Annotated in this window: 18 protein-coding genes and 1 tRNA gene; 9 read left to right on the top strand and 10 right to left on the bottom strand. The window is 65.6% G+C overall.

The window, feature by feature from the left end; translation table 11 throughout:
• Positions 1-28: 28 nt before the first annotated feature.
• Together C493_RS07945 and C493_RS07940 are read right to left on the bottom strand one after the other, a co-directional pair.
• Entirely contained in the window at positions 29-1399 is a 1371-nt protein-coding gene (locus C493_RS07945; RefSeq protein ID WP_007258915.1) for a hypothetical protein, read from the bottom strand.
• 267 nt (positions 1400-1666) lie between these two features.
• On the bottom strand, positions 1667-3208 hold the full coding sequence (locus tag C493_RS07940) for a hypothetical protein (RefSeq protein WP_007258914.1): 1542 nt from the start codon (positions 3206-3208) through the stop codon (positions 1667-1669).
• Between the two features lie 151 nt (positions 3209-3359).
• Between C493_RS07940 and C493_RS07935 the strand changes: the two genes are divergently transcribed.
• The 4 genes from C493_RS07935 to C493_RS07920 all read left to right on the top strand — a co-directional run bounded on the left by C493_RS07935 (position 3360) and on the right by C493_RS07920 (position 5866).
• The gene (locus tag C493_RS07935; protein WP_007258913.1) at positions 3360-3617 is read left to right on the top strand and encodes an AbrB/MazE/SpoVT family DNA-binding domain-containing protein; all 258 of its coding nucleotides are present in this window, start codon (positions 3360-3362) and stop codon (positions 3615-3617) included.
• Complete coding sequence (locus tag C493_RS07930) at positions 3618-3992, top strand: PIN domain-containing protein (protein ID WP_007258912.1); 375 nt, start codon at positions 3618-3620, stop codon at positions 3990-3992. It begins immediately after the preceding gene.
• A 42-nt stretch (positions 3993-4034) separates the two neighbouring features.
• Positions 4035-5558 (top strand): replication factor C large subunit, encoded by a 1524-nt coding sequence (locus C493_RS07925; RefSeq protein ID WP_007258911.1) that lies wholly within the window; start codon positions 4035-4037, stop codon positions 5556-5558.
• Between the two features lie 110 nt (positions 5559-5668).
• Positions 5669-5866, top strand: coding sequence for a hypothetical protein (locus C493_RS07920; protein WP_049889248.1), 198 nt, complete (start codon positions 5669-5671; stop codon positions 5864-5866).
• 116 nt (positions 5867-5982) lie between these two features.
• Here C493_RS07920 and bioD read toward each other — a convergent pair whose 3' ends face one another.
• The 4 genes from bioD to bioB form a co-directional block, all read right to left on the bottom strand.
• Positions 5983-6714: a dethiobiotin synthase gene (gene bioD / locus C493_RS07915; protein ID WP_007258909.1), complete on the bottom strand. Its 732-nt coding sequence runs from the start codon at positions 6712-6714 to the stop codon at positions 5983-5985.
• The gene (locus C493_RS07910; protein ID WP_007258908.1) at positions 6711-7919 is read right to left on the bottom strand and encodes an aminotransferase class I/II-fold pyridoxal phosphate-dependent enzyme; all 1209 of its coding nucleotides are present in this window, start codon (positions 7917-7919) and stop codon (positions 6711-6713) included. Before C493_RS07910 ends, bioD begins: the two co-directional genes overlap by 4 nt.
• Before the next feature lie 138 nt (positions 7920-8057).
• On the bottom strand, positions 8058-9137 hold the full coding sequence (locus C493_RS07905; RefSeq protein ID WP_007258907.1) for a hypothetical protein: 1080 nt from the start codon (positions 9135-9137) through the stop codon (positions 8058-8060).
• 39 nt (positions 9138-9176) lie between these two features.
• On the bottom strand, positions 9177-10289 hold the full coding sequence (bioB, locus tag C493_RS07900; RefSeq protein ID WP_007258906.1) for a biotin synthase BioB: 1113 nt from the start codon (positions 10287-10289) through the stop codon (positions 9177-9179).
• Positions 10290-10618: 329 nt separating this feature from the next.
• Here bioB and C493_RS07895 point away from each other — a divergent pair, with 329 nt between their 5' ends.
• Positions 10619-11452, top strand: a complete 834-nt coding sequence (locus C493_RS07895) for a hypothetical protein (RefSeq protein ID WP_007258905.1) — start codon at positions 10619-10621, stop codon at positions 11450-11452.
• Between the two features lie 119 nt (positions 11453-11571).
• Here C493_RS07895 and C493_RS23375 read toward each other — a convergent pair whose 3' ends face one another.
• The 3 genes from C493_RS23375 to sucC all read right to left on the bottom strand — a co-directional run bounded on the left by C493_RS23375 (position 11572) and on the right by sucC (position 13912).
• Positions 11572-11730: a hypothetical protein gene (locus C493_RS23375; RefSeq protein ID WP_007258904.1), complete on the bottom strand. Its 159-nt coding sequence runs from the start codon at positions 11728-11730 to the stop codon at positions 11572-11574.
• A 161-nt stretch (positions 11731-11891) separates the two neighbouring features.
• Entirely contained in the window at positions 11892-12764 is an 873-nt protein-coding gene (sucD, locus tag C493_RS07890) for a succinate--CoA ligase subunit alpha (protein WP_007258903.1), read from the bottom strand.
• A complete protein-coding gene (gene sucC / locus C493_RS07885; RefSeq protein ID WP_007258902.1) occupies positions 12764-13912 on the bottom strand; it encodes an ADP-forming succinate--CoA ligase subunit beta in 1149 nt (382 codons plus the stop codon). Before sucC ends, sucD begins: the two co-directional genes overlap by 1 nt.
• Before the next feature lie 393 nt (positions 13913-14305).
• Between sucC and C493_RS07880 the strand changes: the two genes are divergently transcribed.
• Positions 14306-15178 (top strand): UbiA family prenyltransferase, encoded by an 873-nt coding sequence (locus C493_RS07880; RefSeq protein ID WP_007258901.1) that lies wholly within the window; start codon positions 14306-14308, stop codon positions 15176-15178.
• 296 nt (positions 15179-15474) lie between these two features.
• Complete coding sequence (locus tag C493_RS07875) at positions 15475-15987, top strand: DedA family protein (protein WP_007258900.1); 513 nt, start codon at positions 15475-15477, stop codon at positions 15985-15987.
• Positions 15988-16017: 30 nt separating this feature from the next.
• On the opposite strand, the gene C493_RS07870 is transcribed toward C493_RS07875, so the two are convergent.
• Entirely contained in the window at positions 16018-16245 is a 228-nt protein-coding gene (locus tag C493_RS07870; protein WP_007258899.1) for a DUF5795 family protein, read from the bottom strand.
• A gap of 127 nt (positions 16246-16372) precedes the next feature.
• Here C493_RS07870 and C493_RS07865 point away from each other — a divergent pair.
• Positions 16373-16455: transfer RNA gene (locus C493_RS07865), tRNA-Leu, on the top strand.
• Between the two features lie 205 nt (positions 16456-16660).
• Positions 16661-16879, top strand: coding sequence for a hypothetical protein (locus tag C493_RS07860; protein ID WP_007258898.1), 219 nt, complete (start codon positions 16661-16663; stop codon positions 16877-16879).
• Positions 16880-17022 lie beyond the last annotated feature (143 nt).

Here is a 17022-nt window from a genome sequence, read left to right as displayed (position 1 = left end):
TACCCGAGAAAAGCGTGGCGTGAGATCGCTACTCGACCGTGACCGTTTCGGACGCCGAATCGGCTCCGGTATCGACTCGAGCGGGGAACGACTCTCTCCCACCTGCCGGGTCGCCAGCCCGGAACTCGAGCGTGATCGTCGCCGTTTCACCCGCCTCGAGGGTGAGGTCCTGGCTGTCTTCGGTCTGTGGACTGTGGCCGATGATCAGTTCGATGTCGGTCGTTCCCGTCTCGTCGCCGACGTTCTCGATCGTCGCCGACACCTCGAGGGTGTCGCCGCCGCCGACCGGGGAGGTCGTCGACAGCGAGGCCACCTCGAACGTCGCCGGAGTGGGCTCGCTGCCGCCGTCGTCATTTCCCGCTTCGTCCTCGCCGCCGTTTTCATTTCCCTCGTCGGCCTCCCACTCCGCCTCGAGTTCCGCGAGGCAGTCGTCGGCGTGGGGATTTTCGTGTGTAACGCCGGCCATCACGTAATCGTCCTCGTCGGTCGTCAGTCCGGTGATGACCGTGCCGTAGTCGCCGTAATCCGGGATCGTGACGACGACCTCGTCGCCGCTCTCTGAGACGCCGCCGTCGTCGCCGATCTCGAAGACGATGGGTCCGTCGAGCGGCGCGTCGACGTCCTCGCCGATCGTGACGCCGTCTTCGATCAGGGTATTTCCGTAGCCTGCGGAGTCGTAGAATCCCGTGCTCGCGTAGGCGACGTCTCCGTCGTCGAAGGGTCCGGAAACGGTCGCGCGGCTACAGGAGTCGAACGAGACGCCGGTCTCGGTGTCGCCGTTCTCGTCGCCGTTGTCGTCCGCTCCGACGGTAACCGTCTCGCTCGCCTCGTCCGCGCCCGTCTCGACGGTGACGGGGAACGACTCGCTTCCCGAAGCCGGCTCGCCGGTCCGAAACTCGAGGGTGATATCCGCCGACTCGCCCGCCTCGAGCGTGAGATCCTGACTATCCTCGGTCTGGGGTTCGTGGCCGACGACCAGCACGACGTCGGTCGTCCCCGTCTCGTCGCCGACGTTCTCGATCGTCGCCGACACCTCGAGGGTGTCGCCGCCGTCGACCGGGGAGGTCGTCGACAGCGAGGCGACCTCGAACGTCGCGGGCGTCGTCTCGCTATCGTCGTCGGCGTCGCGTTCATCGTCACCGTCGTCGCCGTCGGCGTCGTCGGTCCCGTCGCTGTCGGCCTCACCGTTGCCATCGGTATCGCCGTCAGCGTCGGTCTCGGTCTCAGTATCGGATGCGTCGGCGTCTCCCTCGTCGCCGTCCTCGAGGTCCACGGTCTCGCCGTCGTCGCCCTCGCCCGGACCCGCGCCGTCACCGGAACCGTCGTCGAGACAGCCCGCGACCCCGACGCCGATGCCGATTCCGGTTCCCGCCGTTGTAATGAACGTTCGACGTTCCATACCCGTCCCATCGCAGTCGTCCCATATCAAAGTGTTTACAAACTGTTACATCCGATTACTTTCATCAAATCCTATCTGACCTGTCCCTGATTGCGTATGATTGACAATATCGACTCTCACCGCCCGTAGAGAGACACGCAACGACGAGCGTCACCTCTCTCCGAAGATCGGCGAACCGGCTGCACGTCCGGCACGTCCGCACCGCTTCGCACGAATTATCGGGACTTCGACCGTTTGGCGCGGACGGGCCCAGCGGACGACTGCGAGTCAAGACCATCGCGTGAGGGGCTCGCCGCGTCCCGACCGCCCGACGTACTCTCGTTGCATCTCTCGAACGGCGTCCGCGAACTCCATCCCGACCTCGAGGTGCTCGCGAACGCGCCGTCGTTTCCAGCGACTTGGCGTCGTTCCCTCGCGTCGGCGAGCCTCGAGCGGCGCGAGATACTCGTCGATCGTCTCGTCGCCGACGCCCTGCTCGCGGAGCCCGCGTCGGGCGAGTTCGAACAGTTCGTCGTAGATCGCCGTTGGATCGCTCGTCCGCTCGCCGTCGACGGTGAGCCACGCGAGGTCCGCCTCGAGACCGTTCTCCACGACGGCGTAGAAGCTCCGTTCGGCGGCGTCGCGCTCGAGGTCGGCCAGCGGATGATCGGTGACGACGAGCCCGCGGAGGAGGCCCGCGACCAGACACTGGAAGCCGACGCTCTCGTCGACCGTCGGCTGGGTCGGGAGCGGCCGATACTCGAGGCGGACCGACCAGCGGTCGCCCGTTCCGACGGGCTGGCCGCCGATGACGGTGCGGAGCCACCGCCAGTAGGTGCCGCGCTTGTGGTCGAGTTCCCAGAACCGTCCCGGGAACGCGTCGCGTCCGTTCCCGTCCTCGTCTCCGACGACCCACTCGCGGAGAAACGGCGCACACGTCGGGTCGGCGACGAGGCGGTCGACGGCGTCGGTCGCGTCCGCGAGGTCCCGCGGGACGCGGACCTTCTCCCACGCCCGGTTGATCGACTGCTCGAAGACCGGGATCCGGAGTTCGTGGGGCGTGGCCTCGAGGAGTTCCAGGGGGTCGTCGAACTCACTTTCCTCGAGATCGTACAGGTCCGGCGGCAGGAACGGCGAGTTCGTCGCCAGCGCGAGCACCGGCCCGAGCGTCCGCACGGCGAGATTATAGTAGCGGGGAAAGGCATCGACGTCGGGGAGTTGCAGGTGGGGCTGGATCGAACTCGTGAGCGACTCGAACAGCAGCGTCGGAAACGAGCGGTCGACGCCCGGCACCGAGAGCGAAATCTCGCCGTCCGTCCGGCTCAGTACGTGATTGTCGATCGCGTAGTACCGCGGTGACGGCGTCATGTTCTCCGCGAGCGTCGCGCCCTCGCGCTCGGCGGTCGTCCCGAGATACGACTGCGTTCCCTCGGGCGGCGGCGTCGTCCACATCCCGTCGAGGACGATCTCGAGGCCCGTGTCCGCGGCGGCTTCCCGTGCGCGCCGGTATCGTCGTCCGAGCTGTGACGCCTGCGCCTCGATCCCCGCCTCGTCGAACGCCGTCGGCGCCGTGTTGAACTCGAGGTTGTGCAGTCCCAGCTCCCGCTCGCAGTCCTCGTCGAAGACCCGATCCGGGACTCGAGCGAGCCGCCCCTCCTCGTCGACGGCGTAGGCCTCGAGCTCGAGACCGAGGGCGAACCCGGGGCTCTCGAATCGGCCCGCCCGGAGGGCATCGGTTATCTGCAGGGCCTGCTCGTCGACCCGTTGCGCGAACTCGCGGCGCGTCTCATCGCCCAGTGATCGATCGACGAGGTCGATCGGAGTCGCCATCAGGTACCGTACTCGAGCCAGTCGCTTCAAGGAGGGGTGTGATGGTTAGATCCGGAGACCATCGTGTTCGCGCGAACGCTCGCCGGACTCGGACGGCCTCGCTCTCGATCGTCGATACGATATCGGAACGGATCGATCCGGGGTAACACACGTGGTTTCGTTCCGGAAACAGGACAGTACGACGGCGGTCGAGGTGAACGAAACCGGTCGTCTCGCGCTTCCAGCGGACGTCCGAGAGCGATACGGCGATCGATATCACGTCGTTCAGCTTCCCGACGGGATCAAACTGGTTCCGGTCGCCGACGCTCCGCTCGAGGCACTCAGGGACGAGTTCGCGGATGTCGAGAAGTCGGCCAACGAACTCCGTGAAGAAGCGCGTACTGCGGCGCTCGACGAGGCCGGACGATAGATGTATGCGGAAACTGATTTTCTCCTCGCACTGATTAACGACGACGACTGGCTCGGAGAGGCCGCCGAGTCGGTATACAGAGAACACCGAGACGAGTTGTGGACGTCACAGTTCACGCTTATCGAACTCCTACTGGTCGCCTATCGCGAGGAACGTGATACCGAACGCGTCGTCTCGAACGCCGCCACCCTCGTCGAGGTACGCGGTGACGCGGAGGCTGTCGTTACGGCGGCGACGTACGTGGAAGACTACGGGTTCACACCGTTCGACGCGCTTCACCTCGTCGAATCGAATGGTGCTACCATCGTCTCGAGCGATGACACGTACGAGGACGTTACGCCTCGTCTCGACCTGAAGACGGTCACCGAAGAGTAGCGTCCGCAACCACTAAACGCGACTCGCACCAACCATCTCGCAATGAGTGACTGGACCGAGACGTACCGTCCGACGACGCTCTCGGAGGTACGCGGAAACAACAAGGCCCGGGACAACCTCGAGCAGTGGGCCAAGACGTGGGACGACCATCGGGACGCGGTGATCGTCCACGGGAGTCCGGGCGTGGGAAAGACCTCCGCGGCCCACGCGCTGGCCAGCGACATGGGGTGGCCCGTGATGGAACTCAACGCCAGCGACAGCCGCGGGGCCGACGTGATCGAACGCGTCGCCGGCGAGGCCGCAAAAAGCGGGACGCTCACCGGCGGCGAGGCGGGCCGTCGACTGGTGATCCTCGACGAGGCGGACAACTTCCACGGCAACGCCGACTACGGCGGTTCGGCCGAGGTCACGCGCGTCGTCAAAGACGCCAACCAGCCGATCGTGCTCGTCGCAAACGAGTTCTACGACATGAGCCAGTCGCTGCGCAACGCCTGTGAGACGATCGAGTTTCGCGACGTCTCGAAGCGCTCGATCGTGCCCGTCCTCCGGGATATCTGCCGGCGCGAAGGGATCGAGTTCGAGGAGGACGCCTTAGAGAAGATCGCCGCGGACACGAGCGGCGACCTGCGCTCGGCGGTCAACGACCTGCAGGCGGTCGCGGAGGACACAGACCGGCTGACCGTCGACGACGTGGTCACGAGCCAGCGAGACACGACGGAGGGGATCTTCGACTTCCTCGATACGGTCATCAAGGAGGAAGACGCCGAAGGTGCGCTGCGGGCGTCCTACGACGTCGACGAGAACCCCGACGAGATGTTAAACTGGATCGAGGACAACGTCCCGAAGGATTACCGTGGCGCCGAACTGGCCGACGCCTACGAGTTCCTCGCGAACGCCGACCGCTGGCTCGGCCGCGTCCGCGCCACGCAGAACTACTCCTACTGGCGGTACGCGACCGACAACATGACCGCCGGCGTCGCGTCCTCGAGACGCGAACCGAAAGGCGGGTGGACCCGCTACGGCCCGCCGAGCTACTGGTCGAAACTCGGCCGAACCAAGGGAACCCGAAAGACCCGAGACGCCATCGCCGAACGGATCGCCGAACGCGAGGGGACGAGCGTCGGCACCGCTCGCCGCGAGATCCTGCCGTTCCTCTCGGCGATGACCCACCACTGCACAAACCGCGATCTGACCGTCCGCATGGCCGCCGTCTACGACCTCGACGAAAACGAGGTCTCCTTCGTCACCGGCAGCGGAAAGGACACGAATAAGGTCCAGTCGATCGTCGAAGACGCCGAAGAGCGCCGCGCCGAGGCGGTCGTCGAACACTCCGGCTCGGCCTTCTTCGAGGCCGACGACTCGAGCGGCGGGACTGACACCGACGACGCCGATGCAGCCACTGGATCGGCCGACTCGAGTGCCGACGCCGACGGCCAGGAGACGCTCGCAACCGCCGGCGGCGGTGACGAGGCGACGGATTCGGAATCCGAACCGGCCGACTCGAGCGCCGATCCCGACGACGCCGAATCGGACGACGACCAGTCGGGCCTGAGCGACTTTCTCTAGGCTGGCGACCCGGTCTACCGGAACGGTCTCGCTGCCAGACCAATCAAACTATTGTCCGTTCGACACTATTACGTCGCTGACCGTCGACAGTGATTACCGGTGACCGACACGTGAACGACCGACACGCCTGTCCCTGCTGTACCGAGACGTTCGCCGACCGAACCGACCTTCGGGTCCACCTCGAGGTCACGCACCGGAAGTCGGAGCTCGTCACGACGCTCCTCGAGTCGCGCGAGGACGTCGAAACGTCGGTCAGCGGCGAGTCGCAGGGGCCGGACGAGGCGCGGCCGATGCCGTCCGCCGACTGAGCGCGACGGGTCGGGATCGGGACGAGGGTTCTGTCGCCGTAGATTGACCAACTCAGTGACGACGCCGAGCGACGGTCGGGCCGGCCGTCGGGGAATCGTCGACAGAAACAGCGCCGCTATCGGTCGTCGTCGACGAGCGTTTCGAAAAACCTCGTCGGAAGCGCGTCGACGACGCCCGCAGCCATCGCCGCCGGCGACTCGCCCGAAAGCGGCGGGATCGTCTCCACGACGTGACCGGTCATCCGCTCGAGTTCGTCGGGGTTCGTCCGCTCGGCGACCGTCGCGCCCGCGTACTCGTTGCAGACGACGCCCGCGACGTCGACGCCGCGGTGCTCGAGGGCGTCGACCGAGAGTGCGCTGTGGTTGAGCGTCCCCAGTCCCGAGCGCGTGACGACGACGGCGGTCGCCTCGAGGTCGGCGACGAGGTCGATCACCTCGCGGTCGCCGGCCAGCGGGACGCGAAGGCCGCCGATTCCCTCGACGATCGGCACCGGCGTCTCGGCGATAGCCTCCTCGCAGGCCGTCAGCACGTCGTCGTAGGCGAGTTGCGCTCCCGCCTCCTCGGCCGCGACGCGCGGGGCGAGTGCGGGCTCGAGGTATCGCGGACAGGTCGCCGCGTCGGCGTCGCCGCAGGCGTCGGCGACGAAGCTGGCGTCGTCGTCCGGCGGGTGGCCGGTCTGTGCGGGCTTGATCGCCCGCGCGTCGGCACCGGCCCGTCGCAGCCCGCGCGTGATCCCCGCCGTAACGACGGTCTTGCCGACGTCGGTGTCGGTGCCGACGACCGCGATCGGCCGTTCCAGCGTCGCCCCGGAGAGGTCCTGCTCGGACTCGGTCTCGACGCCGGTCATAGCAATCCGATCTCCTCGCCGGCGCCCCGGAACGCCTCGAGACACTTCACGATGTCTCCCTGTTCGTGGGAGGCGATCGGGACGATCCGGATGCGACTCGTGCGTTCGGGAACCGTCGGGGGCCGGATCGCGGGCGCGATGACGCCGCGGTCCTGCAGTTCGTCGGCGAGTGCCAGCGCGTCCTCGCGGTCGCCGACGAGGACGGGAAGGATCTGCGAGTCGCCGAGAACCGTAAAGCCCATCGACTCGAGGCCGTCACGGAGGTGAGCGACGTTCTCCCAGAGCCGTTCGCGGACGTCGGTGTGGCGGGCGACGTGGAGCGCCTCGCTCGCGGCGGCGGCGGCCGGCGGCGCGAGACCAGTCGAGAAGACGAACGGCCGGGCGTCGTTCAGCAGGCACTCGATCAGATCCGAGCTGCCGGCGACGTAGCCGCCCTGGCTCGCGAGCGCCTTCGAGAGCGTTCCCATCTGGATATCGACGCGGTCGCCGAGTCCCTCGGCCTGCACGACGCCGCCGCCGTCGGCGTAGAGGCCGGTCGCGTGGGCCTCGTCGGCCATCACCCAGGCGCCGAACGCCTCCGCGGCGTCGCAGATGTCCGCCATCGGGGCGACGGTTCCGTCCATGCTGAAGACGGAGTCGGTGACGATCAGCCACGACTCCTCGTTCGCGTCGTCGAACGCGGCTCGACGCTCGAGTTTCGTCCGCAAGCTCGTCGCGTCGCAGTGGTCGTAAACGATCGTCTCGGCGTCGGTCAGTCGACAGCCGTCGATGATGCTCGCGTGGTTGTACTCGTCGGAGAAGATCACGTCGGGATCGAGCGCCGTGATCGTGCCGACGTTCGCGGCGTAGCCCGACGAGAACGCGAGGGCGCGTTCGGTACCTTTCGTCTCGGCGAGCTGGCGCTCTAGGTCCTGGTGGACCATCGTGTCACCGGTGACGAGTCGACTCGCACCCGCGCCCGTTCCGACCGTCGCGGCGGCCTGTCTGGCGGCGTCCTCGATCCGCTGGTCGTTCGTCAGCCCCAGGTAGTTGTTCGAGGCGAACACCAGCGCTTCCGTCGAGTCGAGAACCGGCAGTTCGCCGCCCGAGGGCTCCGCGAAGTAGCCTCGCTCGGCGACCCGGTCGACGGGCGACAGCGTCCGTTTCAGATCGGCATCCTCGAGGTCGTGTAGCCGACCCTCGAGGTCGAACCCGCGATCGTCCATTCGACTGTACGGAGTCATCGACGTGGTTTCACTCTCACGATTCTGATTCGGCGGACCGGCCTCGACGATGGGTCTCGATGGCGGCCGCTCGGCTCGATCGGAGACGAACGAGGGGCGGAGACGGCTCACGGCTGTGACTCAGAACCCCGGCATCAGTTCCGCGGGGCCGACGACGCCGTACTCGCCGGCGCGGTTCCGGCGGACGCCGGCGCGCAGGTAGCCGAGCGCCGGTCCGTTGACGTTGGCTTCCATGCTCGTTTCGTCGCCCAACTGGAACGTGTTCGTCGCCGTCTCGCCGTCGAACGTCCGTCCCGTCACGCTGACCGTCGTGGTCGTCGGTTTCTCGTCGCTGTGGACGTCTAAGATGCCGCCGACAGAGACGTCTTCGGCGGCACAGATCCCCGCACGCTCGAGGAGGACGTCGTCGGCGTGTTCCATGTCTTCGAACTCGATGACGCCGTCGTGGTCGTCGATTATCGCTTCGATCTCCGCCTCGGAGAGGTCGCGGGCCGTCTCGATGTCGTACTCAGGGAGGTGGGCGATGTCTTCGCGGACGGTGCCGCGGTTGTCCTCGTAGCCCGACTTGAGGCCGACGCCCCACCAGATGTCGACGGACTCCACCTCGACGAACGACTGGGCGGCGAGAGCGGCCGCGCCGGTCAGGAGGCCGGGCGTCGCGCCGGCGCCGCAGACGAACGTGATGCCGGCGTCCTCGAACGCGTCGCTTCGGTCGTCCAACATGTCGATCACGCGCGAGCGTTTGAGCACGTCGATCATGACGCCCGAGTAGCCGCCCTCGACGAACCGGTCTGCGGTCCGCGGGATGAAATCGTGCTCGTAGTTCGGGAGCGCGAGCAAGACGGCGTCGATGCCGTCACCGTGGTCGATGATATCCTGGATCGGATCCGCGCTGGATCGGGCCTGTTCGGAGGCCACGACGCCCCTATCCTCACCGTGTTGCTTGACGCCACCCTCGCCGTCGGCTGGCGTGGCGCCCGTGCCGCCGTCGGTTGCGACCCCGTCGTCTCGCGGCTCGCTGTCGATGTTGCCCTCGGTCGCCGCGAGCAGTTCGTCGACGTCGAACCCGTCGAAATCGATCGCGGTGCCGTGACGATCGCAGGCCGCGACCGGCGTCAGGTGGTCTTTGTGCTGGCTGACCTCGAGTGCTCGTCGGCCGATACCGCCGGTTCCGAGTACCGCAAACGTGATTTCGTCCATTGTTGTCGATGTAGTCGCGTTCCGCTGAATCGCTGCGTGTCAGTCGTCGCTCGGTTCCGCACCAGTGCTCGCCGCCGTCTCCGCGTCGGTCGCGGACTCCGTCGACGCGTCGTGTCGAGTCTTGACCTGCTCGGGATCGAACTCGTTTGTCTCCCGATTCGGCTCGAGGCCCGCGCGCTCGATGATCTCGATGTCCTCGCCGGGCGACTGGCCCTCCGTCGTGAGGTAGTCGCCGGTGAGAATGCCGTCCGCGCCGGCCTCGAGGGGCAGGTGCTGTTCGTCAGGTTCCAGATTCGCCTCGCGGCCGCCGGTGAGTCGCACTCGCGACTCGGGGTGGAGCAGTTTGTAGACGGCGACCGTCTTGACGATCTCCTCGGTCGTGATGTCGGCGCCCCGGTCGTACAGCGGCGTTCCCTCGACGGGGTTCAAGACGTTCACCGGGAGCGAGGAGATGCCGATGTCCTGCAGCGCGATGGCGGCGTCGACCCGGTCGGTCGGCGTCTCGCCCATCCCGAGGATGACGCCGGCACAGAGATCCATCCCGGCCTCCTTGGCCACTTCGAGGGTCTTCACGCGGTCCTCGAAGCTGTGGGTGTTGACGATCTCGGGGAAGTATCGCGGGGAGGTTTCGATGTTGTGATTGTAGTGGTTGATCCCCTCGTCGGCGAGGATCGCGGCCTCCTCCTCGGTCAGAATGCCGAGCGAGGCGTCGACCTCGAGGTCGCACTCCTCGCGGACGAGGCGGATCGCCTCGATCACCTCGTTCCACTCCTCCGGACGACGGTCCTTCGAGACGCCCTTCTCGGCGACGACGATGCCAAAGCGCTGGGCGCCGTCTCGTTCGGCTCGCTTTGCGGCCTCGAGGACCTTCTCGGGGCCGAGGAAGCCGTAGGTGTCGATGCCGGTATCGAAGTGGACCGACTGGGCACAGAAGCCACAGTCCTCGGCGCAGTTGCCCGCCTTCGCGTTGACGATCGAGCAGGCGTCGACCGTGCCGTCGCCGAAGCGATCGCGAACGACCGCACCGGCGTCCGCCAGCGCCTCGACTGGCTGCGCCATCAGCGCGAGCCCGTCGGTTCGATCGAGTCGCTCGCCGGCGAGCACCCGCTCGAGCGCGTCGTCGACCGTCTCGTTGTTCGTCTCGTAAACCACGATTCTAGCAGCAGTTTACGAGAATATAATGGTTGTGGATGGTCACGTCTTTTGCGACGATCGGTCGTCGCCCCGGTACGGCTATCAGCAGCCAATTTACCGTCGAGAAGGAACGAATTACCGCTCGAGCGCCGTCGTCGATAGCCGATAATTTCGTGTTTTTCCGACTCGTCTGCTCCACCGCCTCGGAATCGTACATTCATCGATTCGAAGCGATGAATTCACCGACGATGGCCGTCACACTCATGTGGTATTGGCCCGGCCCCTTCCGCGTGAAAAAATTCCAAAATTTAAAGTCATGCGATAATGTATGTTCAGAGAACAAGTTCATGACTGATAGCACGCTGAACGCAAATTCGGGCGACGGTGGCCCGGACGTCGGTGGGGTCGACGAACTCTTCGGGGAACTGGCCGAAGAGGCGGCCGAGCAGGGGTCGACACAGCGGGATGGGAACGCGGCGGACCCGACCGAACCGGCCGATTCGGCGAGCGACGCGGTCGAAGATCAGACCGCCGCGGCGGTCTTCGGACAGCTCCAGGAGACGGTTGCCGACACCGACGACGTCGACGCCGTCGACGACGTCCTCGCCGACGAGACGCCCGAGGACATCATCGCCAGTGCTGACGAGCCCGCGTCCGATCCGGTCGACGATACCCTCGTCGACGAAGGGGCCCTCGAGAACCTCCTGTTGACCGACCGAACGCAGGACCAGGAGTTCCTCTGGATCGATACCGACGATGGCACGGTCGACGAAACAGCGTCCGATACGCTCGAATCGGACCCTGAGGATGGCGAAGCTGACGATACTGATCACGAGACGGACGCTGCCACCGACGCCAGTGCCGCCCTCGAGGCGGACGCCGAGTCGGAGGCGGCGGACGCGACCGACCGACCGTCGAACGCCGAATCGGAGGCGGCGGAATCGCCAACCGAACTCTTCGGCGACGACTTCGGGACGCCCGACTCGAGCGACACTGGCGCCGACGAGGACACCGAGGCCTCGGCTGACGACACCGCCGACGACACTGCGGACCCATCCGAGGACACCGACGAAACCTCACTGGCACCCGTGGAGGGCTCGGACGTACCGGCGACGGTCGAAGACGACTCCTCGTCCGGTCTGCTCGGTTGGCTTCGATCGAAGCTCGGCGGCCTGTTCTGAGCGCCGTCGGCCGATTTTGGCCCTGTTCATCGACGTTTTCCGTTATTTCTCGAGATCGGCGCTCTCCGTACCGCTGCGTCTCGGGGTGTACTTCCCCTCACTACCGCGTCTCGAGGCCGTCACCGCTCGCGCTCGGGGTGCCACGCGAGGCCGTTTCGCCGGACGGTAAACGAGCGGCCGCCACACTCGGGACAGCCAGTCCCACCTCCGTCGGCGTCGGGACGATCGGGGATCGTGTGGCTGGCTCCGCAGTCGTCACAGACGATGTGCACCGACATATCACAGACTGGTCGGCGACGCGCCATCGAATTACTGCCGGCGACTGCTGCCGACGAACGCGGCCAGGCCCGACCGCACGCTATCGGGACAACGCGAACGAACGCGGCGCGGACGCCGCATTTTGCGCCGAGAACCGCAAAAACGAGTTCCGAGTCGTGACTTAGCCGAGGAACTCTTCGATGTGGTCGGCGACCTCTTCGGGCGTGTCGCCGACGGGGACACCCGCGTCGTTGAGGGCGTTGATCTTGCTCTCTGCGGTCCCGGTGCCGGAGCCGGAGACGATCGCACCGGCGTGGCCCATGCGCTTGCCCGGCGGGGCGGTACGGCCGGCGATGAAGCCAGCGACGGGCGTGTCGACGTGCTCGTCGATGAACGCGGCGGCCTCCTCCTCGTCCTCGCCGCCGATCTCACCGCACATGACGATGGCGTCGGTGTCGTCGTCGTTCTCGAACAGCTCGAGGGCGTCGACGAAGTCGGTGCCGATGATCGGATCGCCGCCGATACCGATCGCGGTGGTCTGACCGATGCCGCGGTTGGTCAGGTTGTCGACGACCTGGTAGGTCAGGGTACCCGAGCGCGAGACGAGGCCGACGTTCCCCTCGGAGAAGATGTTGCCGGGGAGAATGCCGAGTTTGGCCTCGCCGGGCGTGATGAGACCCGGACAGTTCGGACCGATGAGTCGCGTGTCGGTCTCGGAGAGGCGCTTGTTGACCCGCGCCATGTCCTGGGTCGGGATCCCCTCCGTGATCGCGACCGCGAGGTCGAGATCGGAGTCGAGCGATTCGAAGATGGCGTCGCCGGCAAAGGCCGGCGGGACGAAGATGACCGACGTGTCGGCGTTCTCTTCCTCGACGGCCTCGTGGACCGTGTCGTAGACGGGAACGCCCTCGACCTCCTGGCCGCCCTTGCCGGGGACGGCGCCGGCGACCACGTTGGTGCCGTACTCCATCATCTGCTGGGCGTGGAACTTACCTTCCCCGCCCGTGATGCCCTGTACCACGACGCGCGTGTCGTCGTCGACTAGAACGCTCATTATTCGTTCACCTCCTCAGCGTACTCGACTGCACGCTGGACCGCGTCCTCGAGGGTCTGCTCGACCGTCACGAGGTCCTCGTTTAGAATCTCCATACCTTCCTCCCAGTTCGTCCCCGCGAGGCGGACGACGACCGGCTTCGGAATCTCGTCGAACTGCTCGAGCGCTTCGTTGATCCCCTTGGCGACCTCGTCGCCGCGGGTGATCCCGCCGAAGATGTTGAAGACGACCGAATCGACGTTGTCGTCGGAGAAGACCATATCGAGCGCGTTCGCGATTCGGTCGGCCTTCGCGCCGCCACCGACGTCGAGGAAGTTCGCGGGCTCGCCGCCGTAGTGGTCGACGAGGTCGAGCGTCGTCATCACGAGACCGGCGCCGTTGCCGATGATCCCCGTGTTCCCCTCGAGGCGGACGTAGTCGAAGTCGTACTCGTCTGCCTTCTGCTCGAGTTCGTCGCCGCCGGCCGCTTCCTCTTCCATTTCCGCTAACTCGGGCTGGCGGAACAGGGCGTCCTCGTCGATGTTCATCACGGCGTCGGCCGCGATGACCTCGTCGTCGCTGGTGACCATCAGCGGGTTGATCTCTGCGTCGGAGCCGTCGCGGTCGTCCCAGAGCTGGTAGAGCGTGGTGAGAACGCTCGAGACGTCGCGCGCGACGGACTGATCGACGCCGGCGTCGTAGACGGCCTTGCGAGCCTGATAGGGGTGCATGCCGAAGGCGGGGTCGATGTGTTCGCGGGCGATCGCGTCGGGGTCCTCCTCGGCGACCTCCTCGATGTTGACGCCGCCTTTCGTCGAGACCATCGCGACAGGCTTGCCCTCGCCGCGGTCCATCGTGATCCCGACGTAGAGTTCGTCGGAGAAGTCGACGGCCTCCTCGACGAGCACGCGGTCGACGTGGTAGCCCTTGAGATCCATCCCCAGAATCTCGTCGGCCGCCTCGCGAGCCTCGTCTTCGTCGTCGACGAGTTTGATGCCGCCGGCTTTCCCTCGGCCGCCGACCTGTACCTGTGCCTTGATCGCGACTGGATACCCGATCTCCTCCGCCGCGGCGACCGCGCCGTCGACGTCGGAGGCGAGTTCCGAGGCCGGCGTCGGAACGCCGGCGTCGGCGAAGACCTGCTTCGCCTGATACTCGTGTAGTTTCATGGCCATTCGAACGGGCGTTCCGCCCTTGCTTAAATCCTGTTAGTTTCCACTCGCGACCCGAATCTATCGACGGGTATCAACCCCACCGCGATTCCGTAACCATAACGTTTCCTCATGGGCCGCTATTTTACGAAATACCTCCTATCGACGGGGAGAATCCGATCACGCGTTCGGACTCGGGTGGCATTCGCTGTCAGTATTCCAGGTTTGCGTGATTTCTCGATCGGGGCGGAACGGACGTTTCGGACGTTGTTGCCGGTACTCGACGACCGAAGCGCTTGACTTCGACGGCCCGCTAGCGCTACGCACGCAAGGGGGATCACCAGTTGTTCAGTTCGTGTGATACGCGTCAGTACCGCCTCGCGCTCGTTCCGGGCCGGAGGTCTGCCTGACGTGACCACCCCTACGGCGATCGGAGACGGCGACTCGTGGTACGCGTCGCTCGAGCGGTTCCTTCGCTTGCTGGTCCACAGCAATCTCTTCATCTCGCTTTCGACGATGAGCGTCGTCCTCACGACGGTCGTCCTCGCCGATCTCCCGCTCGAGGCGCTGCCGCTGTTTATCGTCTTCGCGGCGACGCTGTTCGTCTACACCGTCAACCGGTTTACCGACCTCGAGGAGGACGAGGCGAACGTACCTGACCGGGCGTCGTTTACGAAGCGCTACGGCCGGTACCTGCTGGCGCTCGGCGTCGGACTCTACGTGGGGGCGATCGCGATCGCGATCACGCAGGGGCTCCCGGGTGCGATCTACCTCCTGTTGCCGCTCGTCGTGGCCGTTCTCTACTCCGTCGGCGGGATCAAGCAGCTCTTTCTCCTCAAGAACGGCTTCGTCGGTCTCGCGTGGGGCGCGATTCCCCTCGGCGTCGGCTACTACTACGACCAGCTCTGGACGCTCGAGATCCTGACGATCACGGGCTACGTCACCGCGATGATCACCGTCGCGGCCGTGGTCTTCGACGTCAAAGACATCGAAGGCGACCGCCAGGAAGGGATCGCAACCGTCCCGAACACGCTCGGCGTCGCCGCGACCAGACGCTACGCACAGGCCGCGAACGTCGCGATCGCCGTCGCCGTCGTCGCCGTCGTCCTCGGGACCGACCTCCCGCTCGCGTTCTGTTCGCTGCTCGCGATGAACGCCTACGTCGCGTGCTACATCCCGTTCGCCAGGCCCGAGTACGGCCCCCTGTACTACGGCTTCGTCATCGACGGCGAACACGTCTTCCTCGCGGCGGTCGTCGTCGCCCTCGAGCTGTTGGTCTGGTGACCGTCTCACGTGGCAAATACCCATCATTTAACCATCTCGTCATTCGTCGATCGGTTGCTGACTGCCGTCTCCCTCCATCTCGCCGCGCAATTGCTGTCGCTGGAACCGTCGAAACACCTCGGCGTAAGCGACGATTACCGCTCGGCACAACCCACACACGTTTTACGCTGAATCGCATACCACCGTCGACAGCCACCGCCGTGCAGTCGACACACCGACGCGGAACCGTCACACATGCGTGATCGAATACCACTGACCGACGCTCGAGTCCGCCCGCAGGAGGGACAACGGACGCCGTGATCGAGTCGATCGTCGAAGGCGGGTTCTCGATCCTGGTCACGTTCGACCTGCCCGCGCTGTTCGTGTTGTTCGCGCTCAAGGGCGCGATCATCGGCAAGCCACTCCCGACGTCGCTTTTCCTGCCGGGCTATCTCGTCGCGACGTCGCCCTCTCGAGAGACGATCTGGCTCAGTATCGTCGTCGCCTCGATCGGCTACGTCTTCGGGCAGTTGCTGATCTACCAGCTGGCCTCGCGTCACGGCACGGACGCGATCCGCTCGATTCCCAGAGTCTCGATCACCGACGCGCAACTGTCGAAAACGAACCGACTGTTCCGCCAGTATAGCGGCGCCGGGATCGTCGTGACGAACCTGGTTCCCTACCTCGGCAGCTTCGTCATGATTCCTGCCGGGATCGCCAGATACCCGCTCGAACGGGCCGCGTTCTACGCCTTCGGATCGACGCTGCTGAACTATGTGCTCATCGTCTGGCTGGTTTTCGAATCCGTCGAACTCCTCTCGGGAGTCTAGGACAAGAAGTAGATCGTATTTTTTCGCGACTCAGTCCCGGTCCGCCTCCTTCCAGTCGCAGTCCTGGCACTTCCAGCCCGTGACCAGTTCGGTGACCGACGGCATGTACGTCACCTCGAGGACGTCGCCGCCGCAGTCGGGACACGCTCTGTCGGCTTCTTCGATCGAGTCGACTTCCATGACGGAGTCGTCCTCGATGAGCTCCGCGAGTTTCGTTGCCGTGACCATCCGCCCCTGAACGACGCGATTCTCGCTCACGGCTCTCGCTACCGCACGGAGGGCCCTAAGCGTTTCCAGACCGGCGCCGTCGCGTTCGGCCGCCGCCTCGAGTCGCGAACCCGAATCGGACGATTTAACCTCGTGAGGGCGAAAGTTGCTGTTGCGTGCGAGGGTAGCCAAGCGGTCAACGGCGGCGGACTCAAGATCCGCTCCCGTAGGGGTTCGTGGGTTCGATTCCCTCCCCTCGCACTGTCACAAAGTGCGGCAAGACGGAGCGTCTTGCCCTCGCAAAACTTCTGCGGAAATCACCCGATCGATAGCGGAACGATCAGTCTCTCGTCCCTGACCACTCGAGAGAGGCGGTGTCGAGTACTGGCGCCCCGCTCGAGTCAGCGATGACGCTGTCGCTCTCGAGTCGTGTTCCGAAAAAATCGCAGTCGACAGCCGCCCGACGGTGTCGTTACTCGTCTTCGAGGCCGTCGTCGGTACCGTCGTCCATATCGTCGAGACCGTCATCGCCGTCGCCGTCGTCGGCACATCCCGCGAGACCGACGGCGATGGCTCCACCAGCGACGCCGAGATACCGTCGTCGCGTTACTGTCTTCTTTATAGGTTCGACATCGCGACCTTCAATAGGGCTGGTAAAACACGTTCCCGAACCGGTGACTCCTGACGACGGGGAAGAGACTTTGTTTCCTACCCGGTTGTCCCGGTAGGATCCGTCACGTCCCGCGTTCGGCATCAGTTTACCCGACCGACACCACCGCCAGCGAAGACACGGCAGTCCCCCTCCCTCGCGGGTGTAACATTCGTCGA

It is taken from the genome of Natronolimnohabitans innermongolicus JCM 12255 (assembly GCF_000337215.1).
Lineage (GTDB): Archaea > Halobacteriota > Halobacteria > Halobacteriales > Natrialbaceae > Natronolimnohabitans > Natronolimnohabitans innermongolicus.
Note: the sequence above shows the minus strand (reverse complement) of the source record. Positions and strands in the feature narration are given on the sequence as shown.

Excerpts from the sequence above, each read along its gene's own strand:
- C493_RS23375 (WP_007258904.1), bottom strand. The coding sequence starts at position 11,730 with ATGTCGGTGCACATCGTCTGTGACGACTGCGGAGCCAGCCACACGATC.
- sucC (WP_007258902.1), bottom strand. The coding sequence starts at position 13,912 with ATGAAACTACACGAGTATCAGGCGAAGCAGGTCTTCGCCGACGCCGGC.
- C493_RS07905 (WP_007258907.1), bottom strand. The coding sequence starts at position 9,137 with ATGGACGAAATCACGTTTGCGGTACTCGGAACCGGCGGTATCGGCCGA.
- sucD (WP_007258903.1), bottom strand. The coding sequence starts at position 12,764 with ATGAGCGTTCTAGTCGACGACGACACGCGCGTCGTGGTACAGGGCATC.
- C493_RS07945 (WP_007258915.1), bottom strand. The coding sequence starts at position 1,399 with ATGGAACGTCGAACGTTCATTACAACGGCGGGAACCGGAATCGGCATC.
- C493_RS07895 (WP_007258905.1), top strand. The coding sequence starts at position 10,619 with ATGACTGATAGCACGCTGAACGCAAATTCGGGCGACGGTGGCCCGGAC.
- C493_RS07910 (WP_007258908.1), bottom strand. The coding sequence starts at position 7,919 with ATGGACGATCGCGGGTTCGACCTCGAGGGTCGGCTACACGACCTCGAG.
- C493_RS07940 (WP_007258914.1), bottom strand. The coding sequence starts at position 3,208 with ATGGCGACTCCGATCGACCTCGTCGATCGATCACTGGGCGATGAGACG.
- bioD (WP_007258909.1), bottom strand. The coding sequence starts at position 6,714 with ATGACCGGCGTCGAGACCGAGTCCGAGCAGGACCTCTCCGGGGCGACG.
- C493_RS07925 (WP_007258911.1), top strand. The coding sequence starts at position 4,035 with ATGAGTGACTGGACCGAGACGTACCGTCCGACGACGCTCTCGGAGGTA.
- C493_RS07930 (WP_007258912.1), top strand. The coding sequence starts at position 3,618 with ATGTATGCGGAAACTGATTTTCTCCTCGCACTGATTAACGACGACGAC.